The organism is Hyphomonas sp. BRH_c22 (assembly GCF_000961795.1).
Classification (GTDB): Bacteria; Pseudomonadota; Alphaproteobacteria; order Caulobacterales; family Hyphomonadaceae; genus Hyphomonas.
Map to the genome: position 1 here is coordinate 21,854 of NZ_LADU01000139.1, position 13,182 is coordinate 35,035.

Below are 13,182 nucleotides of genomic sequence, written 5' to 3' on the forward strand. Positions count from 1 at the left end.
AAGGTGTCCAGACAAAGAGCGAATTTAGAATCGCCATCCAAAAAAAGGTAGACGACGCGCGTGACAGAATTTTCCAACTCGGCAGCGAACCTCGCATCGGCGTTCGTCAAAGCCCGGCTTTCGGCTCAGGCGATCGAGGCCTATCCGGGGCCAGTGCCGCAAACACTGGCAGACGCTTACGCCATACAGGACTTGGCGATATCAGCCTGGCCCGAACCCGTCGCCGGCTGGAAAGTTGGCCGCATCATGGGCGATGATGCCATCCGGTTCGGGACCGACAGGCTGGCGGGTCCAATCTTTTCCAGCCAGGTCAGGGCGGCAAGCGCATCGCCGTCGGTCATGCCGGTATTCAAGGGCGGGTTTGCCGCGATTGAAGGCGAGTGCGTGATCATTACCGCGCAGGATGCACCCGATGACAAGACAGAATGGACCAGTGCCGAAGCGATCGGAATGATTGGCGCCATTCACGCGGGTATCGAGATAGCGTCCAGCCCGTTTGCGGGAATCAACGATCTTGGACCCCTCGTGACGATCTCCGATTTCGGAAACAATTTCGGGCTTGTGATCGGCGACCTGATTCCCCACTGGCAGGATTTGGAGACCGATGAATGGTCATTTGAAACGATTATCGGCGACACGCGTGTCGGAAAGGCCACGCCTGCTGCGATTCCCGGCGGCCCTGTGGAATCGTTCCGCTTCATGTTGGAGAATGCTGCTCGCCGCGCCATGCCCCTGAAGAAAGGCTCCGCCATCACGACCGGAGCGGTCACGGGCGTGCATATCGCCGGAATTTCTGATTCGGCCATTGTGCGCGCCACCGGAGTCCGGGACATCCGCGTTCGCCTGATCGAGGCCGAACCGCGCACTGAAGGCGCTGACGCTTCGCAAGCAGGCTGACGCCCACCGGACCAGCAGCCCGGATTTTCAGTCCTGACGCTTTCCACCATGGTGTCGGTATCATGATCCGCACCAGAACAGCCGCCTGTTGCGGCCTGTTAAAAAGACTGCCTGCGGAGCATCACCTATCCTGCACGATGGGGCCTGCGGTCACAAAGACAACCTGGGGTCGCTTATCAATACCCTCTTTAGTTGTTTAAGAATTTTGCGAATTTTCGATAAAATAACTCCCTCGAAACATTTTATGATTATCTGTGAGAAAGCGATTCCGGGGGGACACATCATCTTGCTGAACAACTTGCCACCACGCTTCGAGAATCTCAAAGCCGACGTGCTGCAGCGGTATCAGATTCTCAATGGATCGATGGCCTATGACGCCAGCCAGATTTCCCGAACTGCCGCGCTCGTTTTCGATCTTCCCACCGTCGTCGTGGTACTCAATGAGCGCTACAGGCACTGGTATCATTCCCAGCATGGTGTCGCGCCGGGTTCCCTGGATCACGTTCTCGCATTCTGTGCACTGTCCAATCTGTCGGATTCCCTTTTTGTCGTGCAGGATGTTCGCAAGGAAGCCTTCTTTTCACGCGATAAGAGCCTGACTTGCGCAGCGAACATTGTGTTCTTTGCAGGCGCCCCCCTGAGCGACCCCGACGGCAAACGATTCGGAACGCTTTGCCTGATTGATGAAAAGCCGCGGGAGTTCGGCGCCGACAAACTTGCGGTACTGGGCAGTTTTGCGCAGCTGGTGAGCCAGGACATCTGCCTGCGAAGCGCCGGGCGCTATGCCGTGCGGGACCTGATAAAACTGGAAGAGGACAAGTGCTTCCTGTTTGACCTAGCCATGACCGACCCTTTGACGAAGGCGCTGAACCGGCGCGCCTTTTTCCGCTTTGCCGAGCGCGAAGTCCTGCGGTCCAGGCGCCACGGGCTCGACGTCTCTGTCCTGATGATCGACATCGACCACTTCAAGGCTGTGAATGATGTTCACGGACATAATGCAGGTGACGATGTTCTGAAGCAGCTGGTGGGCGTCATTTCCGACAGCACCCGTGACGAAGACCTTGTCGGACGACTGGGCGGCGAAGAGTTCGCCCTGATACTTCCTGAAACCGATCTGGAAAAAGCAGGGATTCTCGCAAACCGGCTGCGCGAGGCCGTCAAGCGATTGTCTTTTCCAACCGAAACGGGCGCGTTCGGTATTTCGATCAGTATCGGAATCAGCGTGCCGGAGGCTTCGGACACCGATATTCTCCCAGCTCTGGAGCGAGCGGACAAGGCACTCTACGAAGCCAAGCGAAATGGCAGGGACAGGGTAGAAACGTCGGCGCCTCAAGATCTTGGCCGGCTTATCGGAGATGCCGACGAATGGATCCTTCGACAGGCGTCCTAGGCAATCGAGAGCAGAGGCCCGCCGAGGCGGTGGCTTAGTCCTTCATTCGCTTCAGGCGGTCTTCTGAATCGAATGCGCGCTTCAATACATCCCGCACGCCCAGCAGCTCTGCCTCTTTTTCGGACACCGATGATTGCAGGGCCTCGATATCCCGTAAGAGCTTTGTCACATGACCATTCTGGTGTGACATCATGAGAGACCTGACATCCTCGCGCTGATGGTCGAGGTGGCTCAGGGTTTCGACCAGTCGCTGCGCCTCAGCGCCCACACGGTCGAGTTCCTTCTGGGCAATGGCGTGGTCCTGCTCCGCCTTCTGACGCTTGAGCGAGACGATTTTCTGCAAGTCGGGTTTTCGCTTGGACATGGCTTCCTCACATGTGCTTGCGCACACTTTCAACAAAGTTGATGGCTGCAGCGACGGCTGCAAAATGTTCGGGCTGGATTTCCTCGTCAATGTCCACGAGTTTGTAGATGGAACGCGTTGAAGGCGGGTCGCGATAGATCGGGACGTTGTTTTCGACAGCCAGTTCCCTGATCTTTGCTGCGAGATGATCCATACCCTTCGCAACGCAGACGGGTGCGAGATTGTCATCCGGGTTCCATCTCAAGGCGACGGCGTAGTGGGTCGGGTTGACCATGACGACCGTCGCCGTCTTCACGTTCTGCAGCATCTGGCCTTTCGTGAGCTTGGAGGCTGCGTGACGGCGTGACTGTTTGAGCTGCGGATCACCTTCGCTCTGCTTGATCTCCTTTTTCATTTCCTCACGAGACATTTTCAGCTTGTTCTCGTGGAGGCGTCTCTGGAGCGGAAGATCAAGGGCCGCGAGAACCAGCTGAAACAGGAGAAACCACAGAATCAGTTTCAGGGCCTGGCTGAAGGTGAATGTCGCGAAATGGCCGAGTTCGATAGCGCTGCTGGCATAGTAGTCTTTCGCCAGCTGAAACAGGAAAAATACGGCAATCACACCGGCAAAGCCAAGTTTGACCGTATCCTTCAGGAAGTCCGTCAGCCCGCGCGCACCATACTTCTTCTTGAGATTCTCCGCCGGAGATATCTTCTTCATGTCCATCTGGATCTTCTTGAACGAGAACGAAATGGATCGCTGGACAACCAGCGCAATCAGAACGACCACAGCAAGAATGACGAAAAGCGACAGGAACTGGAGCAGTGCCCCGGACAGCCAGGTTTTTGTCTGCGCACCGCCACCGGTAAACACGTCATTTGCATAGGCATCCACGTGATACATGAAGCCGGAGAACTCGCTGAATATGCTGTTCCCGATCACGCCCTGCAGAACCACGCCCGCACCGAGAACACCAGCGATCAGTGCAAAGGCGTTCGCCTCCTTCGACTGAGGAACGTTGCCCTCATCCCGCGCTTGCTGGCGCTTGGAATCGGTGGCTTCGAATTCCTTTTCGCCGCTATCGGATTCCTGCTCGGCCATGCGTTACCCTACAACCATCCGACGACCTGGAGTACCCGGTCCTTCCACACGATGAGCAAGCCAACGACAGACAAGGCGAACAGGATTGTGCCGCCGCCGATCATCAGCGGCGCGCCGACAAAGGCGACCATCAGCTGTGGCAGTGCCTTGTTTATGAAGCCGAGGCATATGTTGTACAGCAGGTTTACGGCAACGAAGGGCCATGCCAGCAGCACGGCGAATCCGACGGCCGAAAAACTTCGATTGATCAGCAGGTCCCAATCCAGAGCCGACAGGGCGCCTACCGGGATTTCATTGTACAGCCGCAGCAGTGACGCGATGGCCGTCAGGTGAAAATCTGCTGACAACAGGATGGCTGCGCCGGCCATGGACAGCATGTTGGCCGTCAGGCTTTGCGCCTCGTGCTCGAGCGCGACACCCAGCAGCTGTGACAGGCCAATGGATTGGGAAATGATCGTACCGGCAATGCTGAGCATCCAGACCGAGACGCGCAGCACAGCCCCAAGACAAAATCCGATCGTAAGCTCGCTGAGCAGGAGCCCGCCAAAGCCTGACAGGGGAGTCAGCGGCGGCGCCTCGACCACGCCGGTGCTGGCGAGTGCCATTGCGACGGCGAGCAGGATCATCAGGCGCATCTGTACGGGCACGACCTGCTCGCCAATGCCGGGCATGAAGAATATGATGAACGTCAGACGCGCCACAACCAGGAAGAACACCGCCAGCCATGGTGCCAGCGAGTCCGCCATGGCGGCGAGCTCAACCATCAGACAACGCCGATGATATACGGTTTGGTTTTTGCGGTTATCTCTTCATAGGCCAGAACCGAATTGCGGATACCCTTGCTGGCCAGCACGGTCTGAAGGAATCGCCGGCGGCGCGACGAGGTCGCCACGGATGCCATGATGCCCTTCTTGGCTGCATCGTTCAGCTTGGACTGCACCTCGGACGTCAATTCGCCGAACATTTCAGGCGGGAGCGCAACATCGCAGCTGCCATTTTCGTTATTGACTTCGTACTGGACGAATTTCTGCTCCCAGGCTGACGAAAGCTGGACGAGCGGCAGCCGCCCCTGATCGTCCTGCAGACGGTCGACAATCTGGAAGGCGAGGCGCTGGCGGACCAGTTCGACAATGCGCGGCAGGCCGGTTGCCGAAGCCTTGACCTCGGCGATCGTCTCGATGATCAGGAAGAGGTTGCGAACGGAGACACGCTCCTCAAGCAGGAGGCGAACGACCGACAGGAGCATTTCAGGGGATACTTTTGCCGGGATATACTCATCCAGGAACCGGCGATTGGCCGCAGCCCGATCATTATCAGTCACAGTGGTAAGCGCATCAAGTGTGTCCAGCATGACCATGCGCGTGAAGACCAGCGAGAAGTTTGACTGGATGACTTCGAGCATATGGGTGGCGAGGACTTCGATCGGCTCAACGACAGGGACACCAGCGGCTGCCAACTCTTGCTTCTTGCCGTTGGGCAGCCAACGGGCTGCCGCCTTGTAGACCGGCTCCTTGACCTTTTCTCCCTGCAGGTGGGGCGACTGATCATCCTCCATCAACGCGAGAATGAACCCTGGGCGCAGGAGGCCTGAATCGATCCGGACGCCCTGAATCCGGATCCGGTATTCGTTCTTCTTGAGAGTCGGATTGTCGGTCATACGGATCGGCGGCAGCACGAAACCGTATTCCTCGGCGATGTAGCGGCGGATCTTGTGAATGCGGCTTTCGAAGCCGTTATCGCCGAGCAGGACGAGGTTCACCAGGTCGGGCGCGACTTCGAGGTGGATTTCGTCAGCGTGGATCGAGTCGCCAAACTTCACTGGCTCCGGTGCTGTATTCTCGGGGACCTGTTCGGCTTCAGCGTCCTTTGCACGGGACCGGCGCCGCACGAGGACCGATGCCGTCGCGAACCCGGCTGATGCCAGCATGAAGGGGACGAACGGAAGACCGGGGAACAGCGCAAAGACGAACAGGATACCGGCAACGATCATCAGCGCGGCGACGTTGGTGCCGAGCTGGGCCACGAGCGCCAGATCGATGGCACCTTCCTCTCGCCCCTTTGACAAGAGCAGCGCGGAGGCGACTGACACGATGACGGCAGGAACCTGCGACACGAGGCCATCGCCCACCGTCAGGACCGAATAAATGCTCAAAGCCTCCGAAAAACTGAGATTGTGGACGGTCAGACCTATGGCAATGCCTGCGACCAGATTCAGCACGGTGATGATCAGGCCGGCAATGGCGTCACCCTTGACGAATTTCGAGGCGCCATCGAGCGACCCGAGAAAGGCGGCCTCTTCCTGTTCCTTCTGGCGGCGCTTCTTGGCTTCTTCATGCGTGATGGCCCCGACGGCGAGATCGGAATCGATCGCCAGCTGCTTGCCCGGCATGGCATCAAGGGCAAAGCGTGCACCCACCTCGGCCATGCGGCCTGCACCCTTGGTAATGACCATGAAATTCACGATCACAAGAACGCTGAACACGACGAGACCCACGAACAGGTTCCCGCCCATGATGAACATCGCGAAGCCCTCGATTACCCCGCCGGCAGCCTGGGTTCCTGTATGGCCCTCGCCGATGATCAGCTTGGTCGATGACACGTTCAGCGCAAGGCGCAGGATAAGCGATGCAAGAAGCACGCTGGGGAATGACGAGAAATCCAGCGGCCGTTCGATAAATACCGAGGTTGCGAAGATCAGGATCGCGAACGCAAAAGACAGGGTCAGGCCAACATCCATGACCCAAGCGGGGATGGGCAGGATCATCACAAGGATGACCAGCATCAGGCCGATGGCCAGCAGTGATGTAGGCCGGGCCAGGCCGAAGGTGTTCGATGACGGCACGTGGGACCTATCTGGAAATGAGTGGAAGTACCGAATTATTGAACAGGTCCAGGCACAGCCTGGTCATGTATCCAAGCGAAAGAAAAAATACGATCACGACCGCCAGGATCTTCGGAATGAAGGTCAAGGTGACTTCCTGGATAGATGTCAGCGCCTGCAGCAGGCCGATTCCGAAGCCTACAATCAACGTCACGGCAAGGATGGGCATGGCCATCATTGCGGCGCCCCAGATATGGGCACGAAGAACCTCGAAAATTTCAGCTTCGGACATGGCGACCTCCGGCCTCTAAACAGGCATGCGGAGGAGTTCCTGATACGCCTCGACCACCTTGTCCCTAATGGTGACGGCAGCATCGAGCATCAGTTCGGCATTCGCCAGGGCAGCGACCATTGCATGCGGGTCAGCGCCCGTAACGGCCGTCTGCATGGTTGTCTTTTCGGCTTGCTGAAGGGCCGCCCTGAAGTCGTTGATACCTTCGGCGACGACATTCTTGTCGGCATCCGGTTTGGTCGCGGCCTTGGCTGTATCTGCCGGCCGTGTCGTGTTGAGGGCCGTGTAGGCGTTGAAGCTTACTGTAGACATGATCGCATATCGCCTTTCTAGCGCCGCAGAATATCAAGCAGGGAAGAGTACATGGACCGCGCCTGCTGGAACGCGTTAAGATTGGCCTCATAGGTCCGGTTGGCCTCGCGCAGATCAGCCATTTCCATGACCAGAGATACGTTCGACATCGTCACGTAACCATCCGGGTCGGCCATTGGATGCGATGGATTGTAGTCGCGTTGGCCAGCTGTCTCGTCGAGCATCTCTTTCATCGCCAGGAACTGGCTCGACCCCGACAGTTGAGGCTCGATGAGAAGCATCTTCTTCTGATAGCCGGGCGTATCCACATTGGAGATATTCTCTGCCGCCACCGTGATACGGCGGGTTTCAAGCTGCATCCCGGAGACCGCTTGCTGCATGATTGCCTTGAGAGGATTCATGATTGACTTCCCTTAGCGTCCCTTGCCCATCGCCGTTCGCAACAGGTCGAGGGTTTTCGTGTAGGCGGTCAGTGCCAGATTGTGCTGGCCCATGGCTTCCGCCGAACTGAACAATTCCTGCTCGAGGCTGACCGTGTTGCCATTCGGTGCAGCTTGCGTGTCTGCCAGGAGCGTCTTGAAGGATGCCGAAACACCACCAGGCTCGGTTCCAGACGCCGCACGCGCTATGAAGGCCTCGAATGATTCAATCTTTGCCGCCTTGTAACCGGGCTCGTCAGCGTGCGCGATATTTGTCGCGCTCACCTTCTGGCTCTCGGCAGCATGGCGCGCCATGGCACCTAAAACCTGAAACATGGGCAGATCGGAAATCATGATCGATTCACTTTGGTTAACCGCATCACAAGGTTTGGTAATATATGTTAAAGAAAGGGTTAATTACATGTGAAGGCCGGTTTCCATGCGGACGGGTGCAACTGCCTCATCGATGAAGCTTTTCAAGCTATGGGGCACCGTCACCGACGTGGCGCCTGGTGTTATCAAGATCGCCGGAATCAGCGAACTGGCTGGAGTCGGCAATGAGATTATCATTGAAAAGCAGGGTCTTACGGTTCTCGGGGAAATTCTGAACATCTCGGGTGACAGCGTTACGGCACTCTTGTTTTCCCCCTGCGATGCGATTCGGATCGGCGACCAGGTCCAGATTGAACAGGAAGCCAGAATCGAACCTGGCGACCATTGGCTTGGAAAGATCATTAACTATCGCGGAGACGTTACCACCGGGGATATGGCGTCTCCTGCAACCCGCTCGATTCCCCGCAGGCTGCATGCTGCACCCCTGCCCGCACATGCCCGGCGCGGCATCGGGCCACGCCTGCCATCCGGCTGGATGGTCACCGATACGATGCTGCCGATCTGCCGAGGGCAGAGGCTGGGACTGTTTGCCGGCTCGGGTGTCGGAAAGTCGACCTTTCTTGGGTCTCTCGCAGCGGGCATGCAGGCCGAACGGGTCGTGATTGCCCTGATCGGCGAGCGTAGCCGCGAAGTGAACGATTTTGTGCGAAATGTCCTGCCGAAATCGATCCTGTCCAAGACCGTCATTGTGGCTGCAACGGCAAGCGAGCCCCCCGGCGCCAAGAAGCGCGCCGCCTATTGCGCGATGACTGCGGCAGAGCACTTCCGCGACCAGGGGCAGAATGTATTGCTCCTGTTCGATTCGATCACGCGATTTGCCGAGGCGCATCGCGAGACCGCGCTGGTCGCTGGCGAAACGCCAGCCCTCAATGCCTTTCCGCCTTCAACCGTCCGCGTGATTGCAGAGCTCGCCGAGCGGGCCGGTCCGGGCACGGACGGCAAAGGCGACATCACGGCAATCTATTCTGTACTTGTCGCCGGATCCGACATGGAAGAACCGGTCGCTGACATGATCCGCGGGATCCTGGATGGCCATATCATCCTCGCGCGCGACATTGCCGAACGCGGTCGCTATCCGGCGATCGACATTCTCCGGAGCGTGTCGCGCAGCTTGCCCCATGCTGCAACAGACGAGGAGAACGCCCTCATTCGCGAATGCCGCCGCATGTTCGCCCTGTATGAAGAGATTGCGCCGATGCTGAGGGCAAACCTGTATGAATTCGGCAAGGATGCCGAGGCCGATAAGGCCATCGCGCTCTTTGCATTGCTGGACAAGTATGCCGGAACACGGAATGAGAGCGGCATCAAAACCGCCTTTGCGCGTCTGGAGGAAATCCTGAAGTCAGAGAGCGGTCCGGACGTGCAAACCATGCCCGCAACACCGATTGAGCTCTGATCAAAGCAGACTTAAAAACAGATTTTGACTTCCTTGGCTGCCAAGGCCAGAGCCGCCTCCCAAAAGTGTCAATGCGGCGGATGCGGACGAATAATTGGTCATGCCTTGTGCGATCGACTCCATCGCATGAAACCTCTGTATCACCCGGTTGATATTTTCAGGTGAGGTGAGCTCGGACATTTCGCGAATGCCGAAAGTGCGCTGCAGGCTTTCTTTGAGAATGACGGCCTGGCGCTCGATCGGCAGTTTGCCGATATCCGAAGGCAGGTTCGTGGCGCCTTCGAGCAGGGTTCGGATCGGCACATCGCCGAGCATCCTATAAAGAATGGCCTCTTCGCTAGAGCCTGATCCGGCAATCTTTCCGATTTCCGACTTGTAGTTGAGGCTGAGACGCATGCTGTCGTCGACTTCACCGACGGAGGCCTTGAAAGAAGCCGTCTCAAAATTGTTTGCGATACCTGCCACCTCCTCCGGGGAGAAGTAAATCATCCCGCTAATGGGTTTCAGGGCTTTCGCAAACGCAGTGTACTTTGAGTTGTTCAGCCGGGCCAGAAACGTGCTTTCCGGATCAGCAACTTCGGTGAGTACCTTGTCGATGAACCCGCGTTTCCATTCCTCGCCGCCTAGATCAAATGAGGTCAGCGCAACACGAAGTAAGCGTCTGTCATCGAGAAAATTTTCGACCGAAATCGGCTTGGAAAACTTTTCAATGAGATAATCGCGGTCCAGTTTGACCTGCGCAGAATTGGAATGGCTCTCAAGCTGGCGCTCATAGGTCGCCTCAAGGAACTTCCACCCACTATTGCCGGTCAGGGGAATGACGGGCTGAAACATGGGTCAGGCGACTTTCGCATCTTCGAGTGTCACAGGAGACTTGTTGAATCGCGCCAGGAGCTGGTTCTCCAAGATCAGAATCTGCCGGAGGTGACAGAGTGCCGAATAGTAATTTCCCCGGCTGATCATCGAACGGAGCGTCGGAATGAGTTCAGGATCGATGGCTTTAAAAACATCGAGAAGCTTGGCGCATTCATCGTCGATCGCCGGAAGCGTGCCGAATTCCTCAAGATCACCCGTGATCAGCAATTGGACGGCATAGTAGACTTGCTTGCAGGGCGTGTTGACTTCTTCGGGTCGCAAAGCGTCACGGCAGCGCAGGACCCTGACATCACTGTCAGTGATCCGAATGCGGGCAGGTTTGTCACCATTCTCAAGGATGGCGCCGTTGACGATAAAGCGTTCACCAGGGGCGATTTTCAGAACGAGACCGGACATCAGGCTGCCTCACCATGCAAATCGGGCTGAGCGGAACCGGCGAGGCCGGCAATGATCGGACGATTGACCTCAATCAGGTCGGCTATGTTGCCGGTACCTGAGAGAATCTCCATGCTCGTTTTCTGTACGAACTTGGAGAGCTGCAGGAGCCTGGATTTTAAATCTATCGGAAGTGAATTGGCGGGGTTCAGCAAATCGGTCGTGAGAAGCGTCCACAGTTGCTGGTTGCGATGGATGGCGTCTGCCTTGGCTGACGGACTGGGAGAGTCTGACCTGGCGACCTCTTCAAGAGCCTCGGTGATCTGAAGGAAGAGTGCGTGCTCAATTCCCTTGTCACTCGCGGTGCGTTTCTGGACCTGACCATAAGCCTTGAATGCCAAATTATGCAAAGCGCCCTCCTGGCGACGTAGTGGGAATGGCCCGAGCGCATCAAACGCCCGGGCCACCAGTCAGTATTAGCGGAACAGTGACAGCAGAGACTGCGGTGCCTGGTTCGCAATGGACAGAGCCTGAACACCAAGCTGCGACTGAACCTGCAGAGCCTGCAGTTTCGCGGAAGCAGCTTCCATGTCGGCGTCAACGAGACCACCGATGCCCGACGTCATGGCGTCGACCAGTGTGTTCACGAATTCACCCTGGCTTTCGATGCGCTTCTGGGACGAGCCGAGGGCAGCCGCAGCGTCGATCGAGGTTTGCAGCAGGCCTTCAATAGCGGTCAGAGCAGAGGTTGCACCGGCGTCCGTGGTAACATCAACCGTGGCAAGGTTGCCAAGACCACCTGTGGTCGTGCCTGCTGTACCGCCGGTCGTCGCCGTCGCCGTAACGGCAAGAGCAGCTGCGGAGGCGTTAGCGATCGTGATCGTACCATCAGCACGGGAGACCGAGTAGTTGGTTTCGCCAGTTGCCGAGAAGAAGGTCGAGATCTGGTTGGCCAGGTTTGCCGCGACCGAGGAAGCGCTATCGTCAGCATTCGCAACATACTCGAACGTACGCTGACCAAGGGAGTTGTTGGTCGCTGAGTCATTGAGAAGGATGCGATAGCTGTGGCCATCGGCGACAGATTCGATCGTAACGTCCAAAGTGCCTGCTGCGGCAGCAGCCGTTGCCGTGCCCGAGTTCGCGCCCGAGTTGATGATCGTCATGTCGGCGTTCGCCACGGCGCCGAACGTGGCAGCAGTGGCCGAGTTGCTGAGCGACAGGTCCTGGCGCTCAACGCTGATAAACGAAGCGGCGACCGAGCCACCTGACGAACGATCCAGCGATGCCAGGAAGTCAACATCGGCGGTCGAGCTGCCGTCAAGCAGGTTCAGGCCGTTGAACTGGGCGGCGCCGACAATCGTCTGGATGCCTTTTGTCAGTTCATCAATGTCAGTCTGAATCTTCGAACGGTCGACGTTGCCCTGCTGGGATGCAACGATAAGGTTCTTGATGTCCTGAAGGTTCTCGGTAACGGCTTCAGCAGCCGAACGCGCAACCCCGACAGTCGAAGAACCGAGGTTCAGCGAGTCGGAAATCGTCTTGAAGCTTTCAACGTCGGTCGACATGACAGTCGAGATGGCCCAGATCGAAGCGTTGTCCTTGGCGGACGACACTTTCTTGCCTGTCGAGATCTCGTTTTGAACCGTAGCGAGATCTTTGTTGATGCTGCGAAGGGTGTCGAGCGCGACCATGGCGCTGTTATTGGTAAGAATACTGGACACAGTTTGGTACCTCTAAATATTTCTCCATGACCTCAGCCATGAAATTGATCAAACTCGCGTCATCCTGACAGCGGAGAAAACCGCCAACCTATCTTGGTTGTTACAGTTATCCCTAAGATCGCATTGTGTAGATAGGGTTAATCGATCACGCTTTTCTCCGGAACTGACCAGTAACCTCCGTAAAAGGAATTTTACTTCCGTTCTGCGCGTAGGATCCGACATAGGCACTGCCATGCATTGACTCGAGTCTTTCAATGGCATGGCGCAGACCATTCCTGATCGCATCGAAATGCGCTGAGTTCTCTCGGGAGAGACGGACAATTTCTTCCATATCTGCGCGATGCCCGACAGGATGGGAATTTAGTTCCCTATCAGCAAGAAACGCCTCGAGATCCTGTATCGCTTCCATCTTGTCTGGCATAAGGGCAGCTGCATCACGCGCCCGCCCTGTCAGAAGCAAGTTTCTCTCATTGAGAAGAATATCCCTAAGCCTGCCCGTCTGGGCGCCGAGTTCGAGATGGTTCACGATATCTTATCCACTCTCGGTTGCGGCGCAGGACCGGCATTGAATTTGACGGCGTCGGCAAGACCAAGCGGGTGAGACTCAGCTATATCCTTTGCAACCGCCTCGACAACATATCTGGAAAATGCAGAGGCGGCTTCTCCGCCTCCCTGCGAAAAAGCCTTTTCCAAACCCGCATGAGTCAGCATTTCGGCCCAAAGCATTTGTTCAAAGCGCTGGCCAATGTTCGATACATCAGCGTCAGACAAGGCTGCATTCACACGCTCCAGGGGCCCGATACTGGGTGCACTCATACCGGGATAGGCAATTGGGCCTGCCATTT

17 protein-coding genes are annotated in these 13,182 nt (G+C 57.0%); 3 read left to right on the forward strand and 14 right to left on the reverse strand.

The window, feature by feature from the left end:
- Nucleotides 1-60 precede the first annotated feature (60 nt).
- Nucleotides 61-897, forward strand: coding sequence for a hypothetical protein (locus VR74_RS19750; RefSeq protein ID WP_045699761.1), 837 nt, complete (start codon nucleotides 61-63; stop codon nucleotides 895-897).
- A gap of 88 nt (nucleotides 898-985) precedes the next feature.
- Nucleotides 986-2,287 (forward strand): sensor domain-containing diguanylate cyclase, encoded by a 1,302-nt coding sequence (locus tag VR74_RS19755; protein WP_299951479.1) that lies wholly within the window; start codon nucleotides 986-988, stop codon nucleotides 2,285-2,287.
- 34 nt (nucleotides 2,288-2,321) lie between these two features.
- On the opposite strand, the gene VR74_RS19760 is transcribed toward VR74_RS19755, so the two are convergent.
- From VR74_RS19760 to VR74_RS19795, 8 genes are all read right to left on the reverse strand, one after another.
- A complete protein-coding gene (locus VR74_RS19760) occupies nucleotides 2,322-2,651 on the reverse strand; it encodes a hypothetical protein (protein ID WP_045699763.1) in 330 nt (109 codons plus the stop codon).
- A gap of 7 nt (nucleotides 2,652-2,658) precedes the next feature.
- Nucleotides 2,659-3,732: a flagellar type III secretion system protein FlhB gene (locus VR74_RS19765; protein ID WP_045699764.1), complete on the reverse strand. Its 1,074-nt coding sequence runs from the start codon at nucleotides 3,730-3,732 to the stop codon at nucleotides 2,659-2,661.
- Between the two features lie 8 nt (nucleotides 3,733-3,740).
- On the reverse strand, nucleotides 3,741-4,496 hold the full coding sequence (locus VR74_RS19770) for a flagellar biosynthetic protein FliR (RefSeq protein ID WP_299951482.1): 756 nt from the start codon (nucleotides 4,494-4,496) through the stop codon (nucleotides 3,741-3,743).
- Nucleotides 4,496-6,514 (reverse strand): flagellar biosynthesis protein FlhA, encoded by a 2,019-nt coding sequence (locus VR74_RS19775; protein ID WP_045699879.1) that lies wholly within the window; start codon nucleotides 6,512-6,514, stop codon nucleotides 4,496-4,498. The genes VR74_RS19770 and VR74_RS19775 overlap by 1 nt, the downstream gene beginning before the upstream one ends.
- 67 nt (nucleotides 6,515-6,581) lie before the next feature.
- The gene (locus VR74_RS19780; RefSeq protein ID WP_045699766.1) at nucleotides 6,582-6,845 is read right to left on the reverse strand and encodes a flagellar biosynthetic protein FliQ; all 264 of its coding nucleotides are present in this window, start codon (nucleotides 6,843-6,845) and stop codon (nucleotides 6,582-6,584) included.
- 15 nt (nucleotides 6,846-6,860) lie between these two features.
- Complete coding sequence (locus VR74_RS19785; protein WP_045699768.1) at nucleotides 6,861-7,157, reverse strand: flagellar hook-basal body complex protein FliE; 297 nt, start codon at nucleotides 7,155-7,157, stop codon at nucleotides 6,861-6,863.
- Nucleotides 7,158-7,174: 17 nt separating this feature from the next.
- Nucleotides 7,175-7,558 carry a flagellar basal body rod C-terminal domain-containing protein gene (locus VR74_RS19790; protein WP_045699769.1) on the reverse strand — a complete coding sequence of 128 codons (384 nt, stop codon included), beginning with the start codon at nucleotides 7,556-7,558 and terminating at the stop codon, nucleotides 7,175-7,177.
- Between the two features lie 12 nt (nucleotides 7,559-7,570).
- The gene (locus VR74_RS19795; RefSeq protein ID WP_045699771.1) at nucleotides 7,571-7,930 is read right to left on the reverse strand and encodes a flagellar biosynthesis protein FlgB; all 360 of its coding nucleotides are present in this window, start codon (nucleotides 7,928-7,930) and stop codon (nucleotides 7,571-7,573) included.
- 112 nt (nucleotides 7,931-8,042) lie between these two features.
- On the opposite strand from VR74_RS19795, the gene VR74_RS19800 reads away from it, so the two are divergent.
- Nucleotides 8,043-9,365: a FliI/YscN family ATPase gene (locus VR74_RS19800; protein ID WP_299951488.1), complete on the forward strand. Its 1,323-nt coding sequence runs from the start codon at nucleotides 8,043-8,045 to the stop codon at nucleotides 9,363-9,365.
- Here the strand turns inward: VR74_RS19800 and VR74_RS19805 are convergent, their stop codons facing one another.
- The 6 genes from VR74_RS19805 to VR74_RS19830 form a co-directional block, all read right to left on the reverse strand.
- A complete protein-coding gene (locus VR74_RS19805) occupies nucleotides 9,366-10,199 on the reverse strand; it encodes a DUF1217 domain-containing protein (protein ID WP_045699775.1) in 834 nt (277 codons plus the stop codon).
- A 3-nt stretch (nucleotides 10,200-10,202) separates the two neighbouring features.
- Nucleotides 10,203-10,637: a flagellar biosynthesis repressor FlbT gene (locus VR74_RS19810; protein WP_045699777.1), complete on the reverse strand. Its 435-nt coding sequence runs from the start codon at nucleotides 10,635-10,637 to the stop codon at nucleotides 10,203-10,205.
- Nucleotides 10,637-11,017, reverse strand: a complete 381-nt coding sequence (gene flaF, locus VR74_RS19815; protein ID WP_299951491.1) for a flagellar biosynthesis regulator FlaF — start codon at nucleotides 11,015-11,017, stop codon at nucleotides 10,637-10,639. The genes VR74_RS19810 and flaF overlap by 1 nt, the downstream gene beginning before the upstream one ends.
- A 75-nt stretch (nucleotides 11,018-11,092) precedes the next feature.
- On the reverse strand, nucleotides 11,093-12,337 hold the full coding sequence (locus VR74_RS19820; RefSeq protein ID WP_045699781.1) for a flagellin: 1,245 nt from the start codon (nucleotides 12,335-12,337) through the stop codon (nucleotides 11,093-11,095).
- Nucleotides 12,338-12,482: 145 nt separating this feature from the next.
- On the reverse strand, nucleotides 12,483-12,863 hold the full coding sequence (locus tag VR74_RS19825) for a hypothetical protein (protein WP_045699783.1): 381 nt from the start codon (nucleotides 12,861-12,863) through the stop codon (nucleotides 12,483-12,485).
- Nucleotides 12,860-13,180, reverse strand: a complete 321-nt coding sequence (locus VR74_RS19830; RefSeq protein ID WP_045699785.1) for a hypothetical protein — start codon at nucleotides 13,178-13,180, stop codon at nucleotides 12,860-12,862. Before VR74_RS19830 ends, VR74_RS19825 begins: the two co-directional genes overlap by 4 nt.
- Nucleotides 13,181-13,182: the final 2 nt, after the last annotated feature.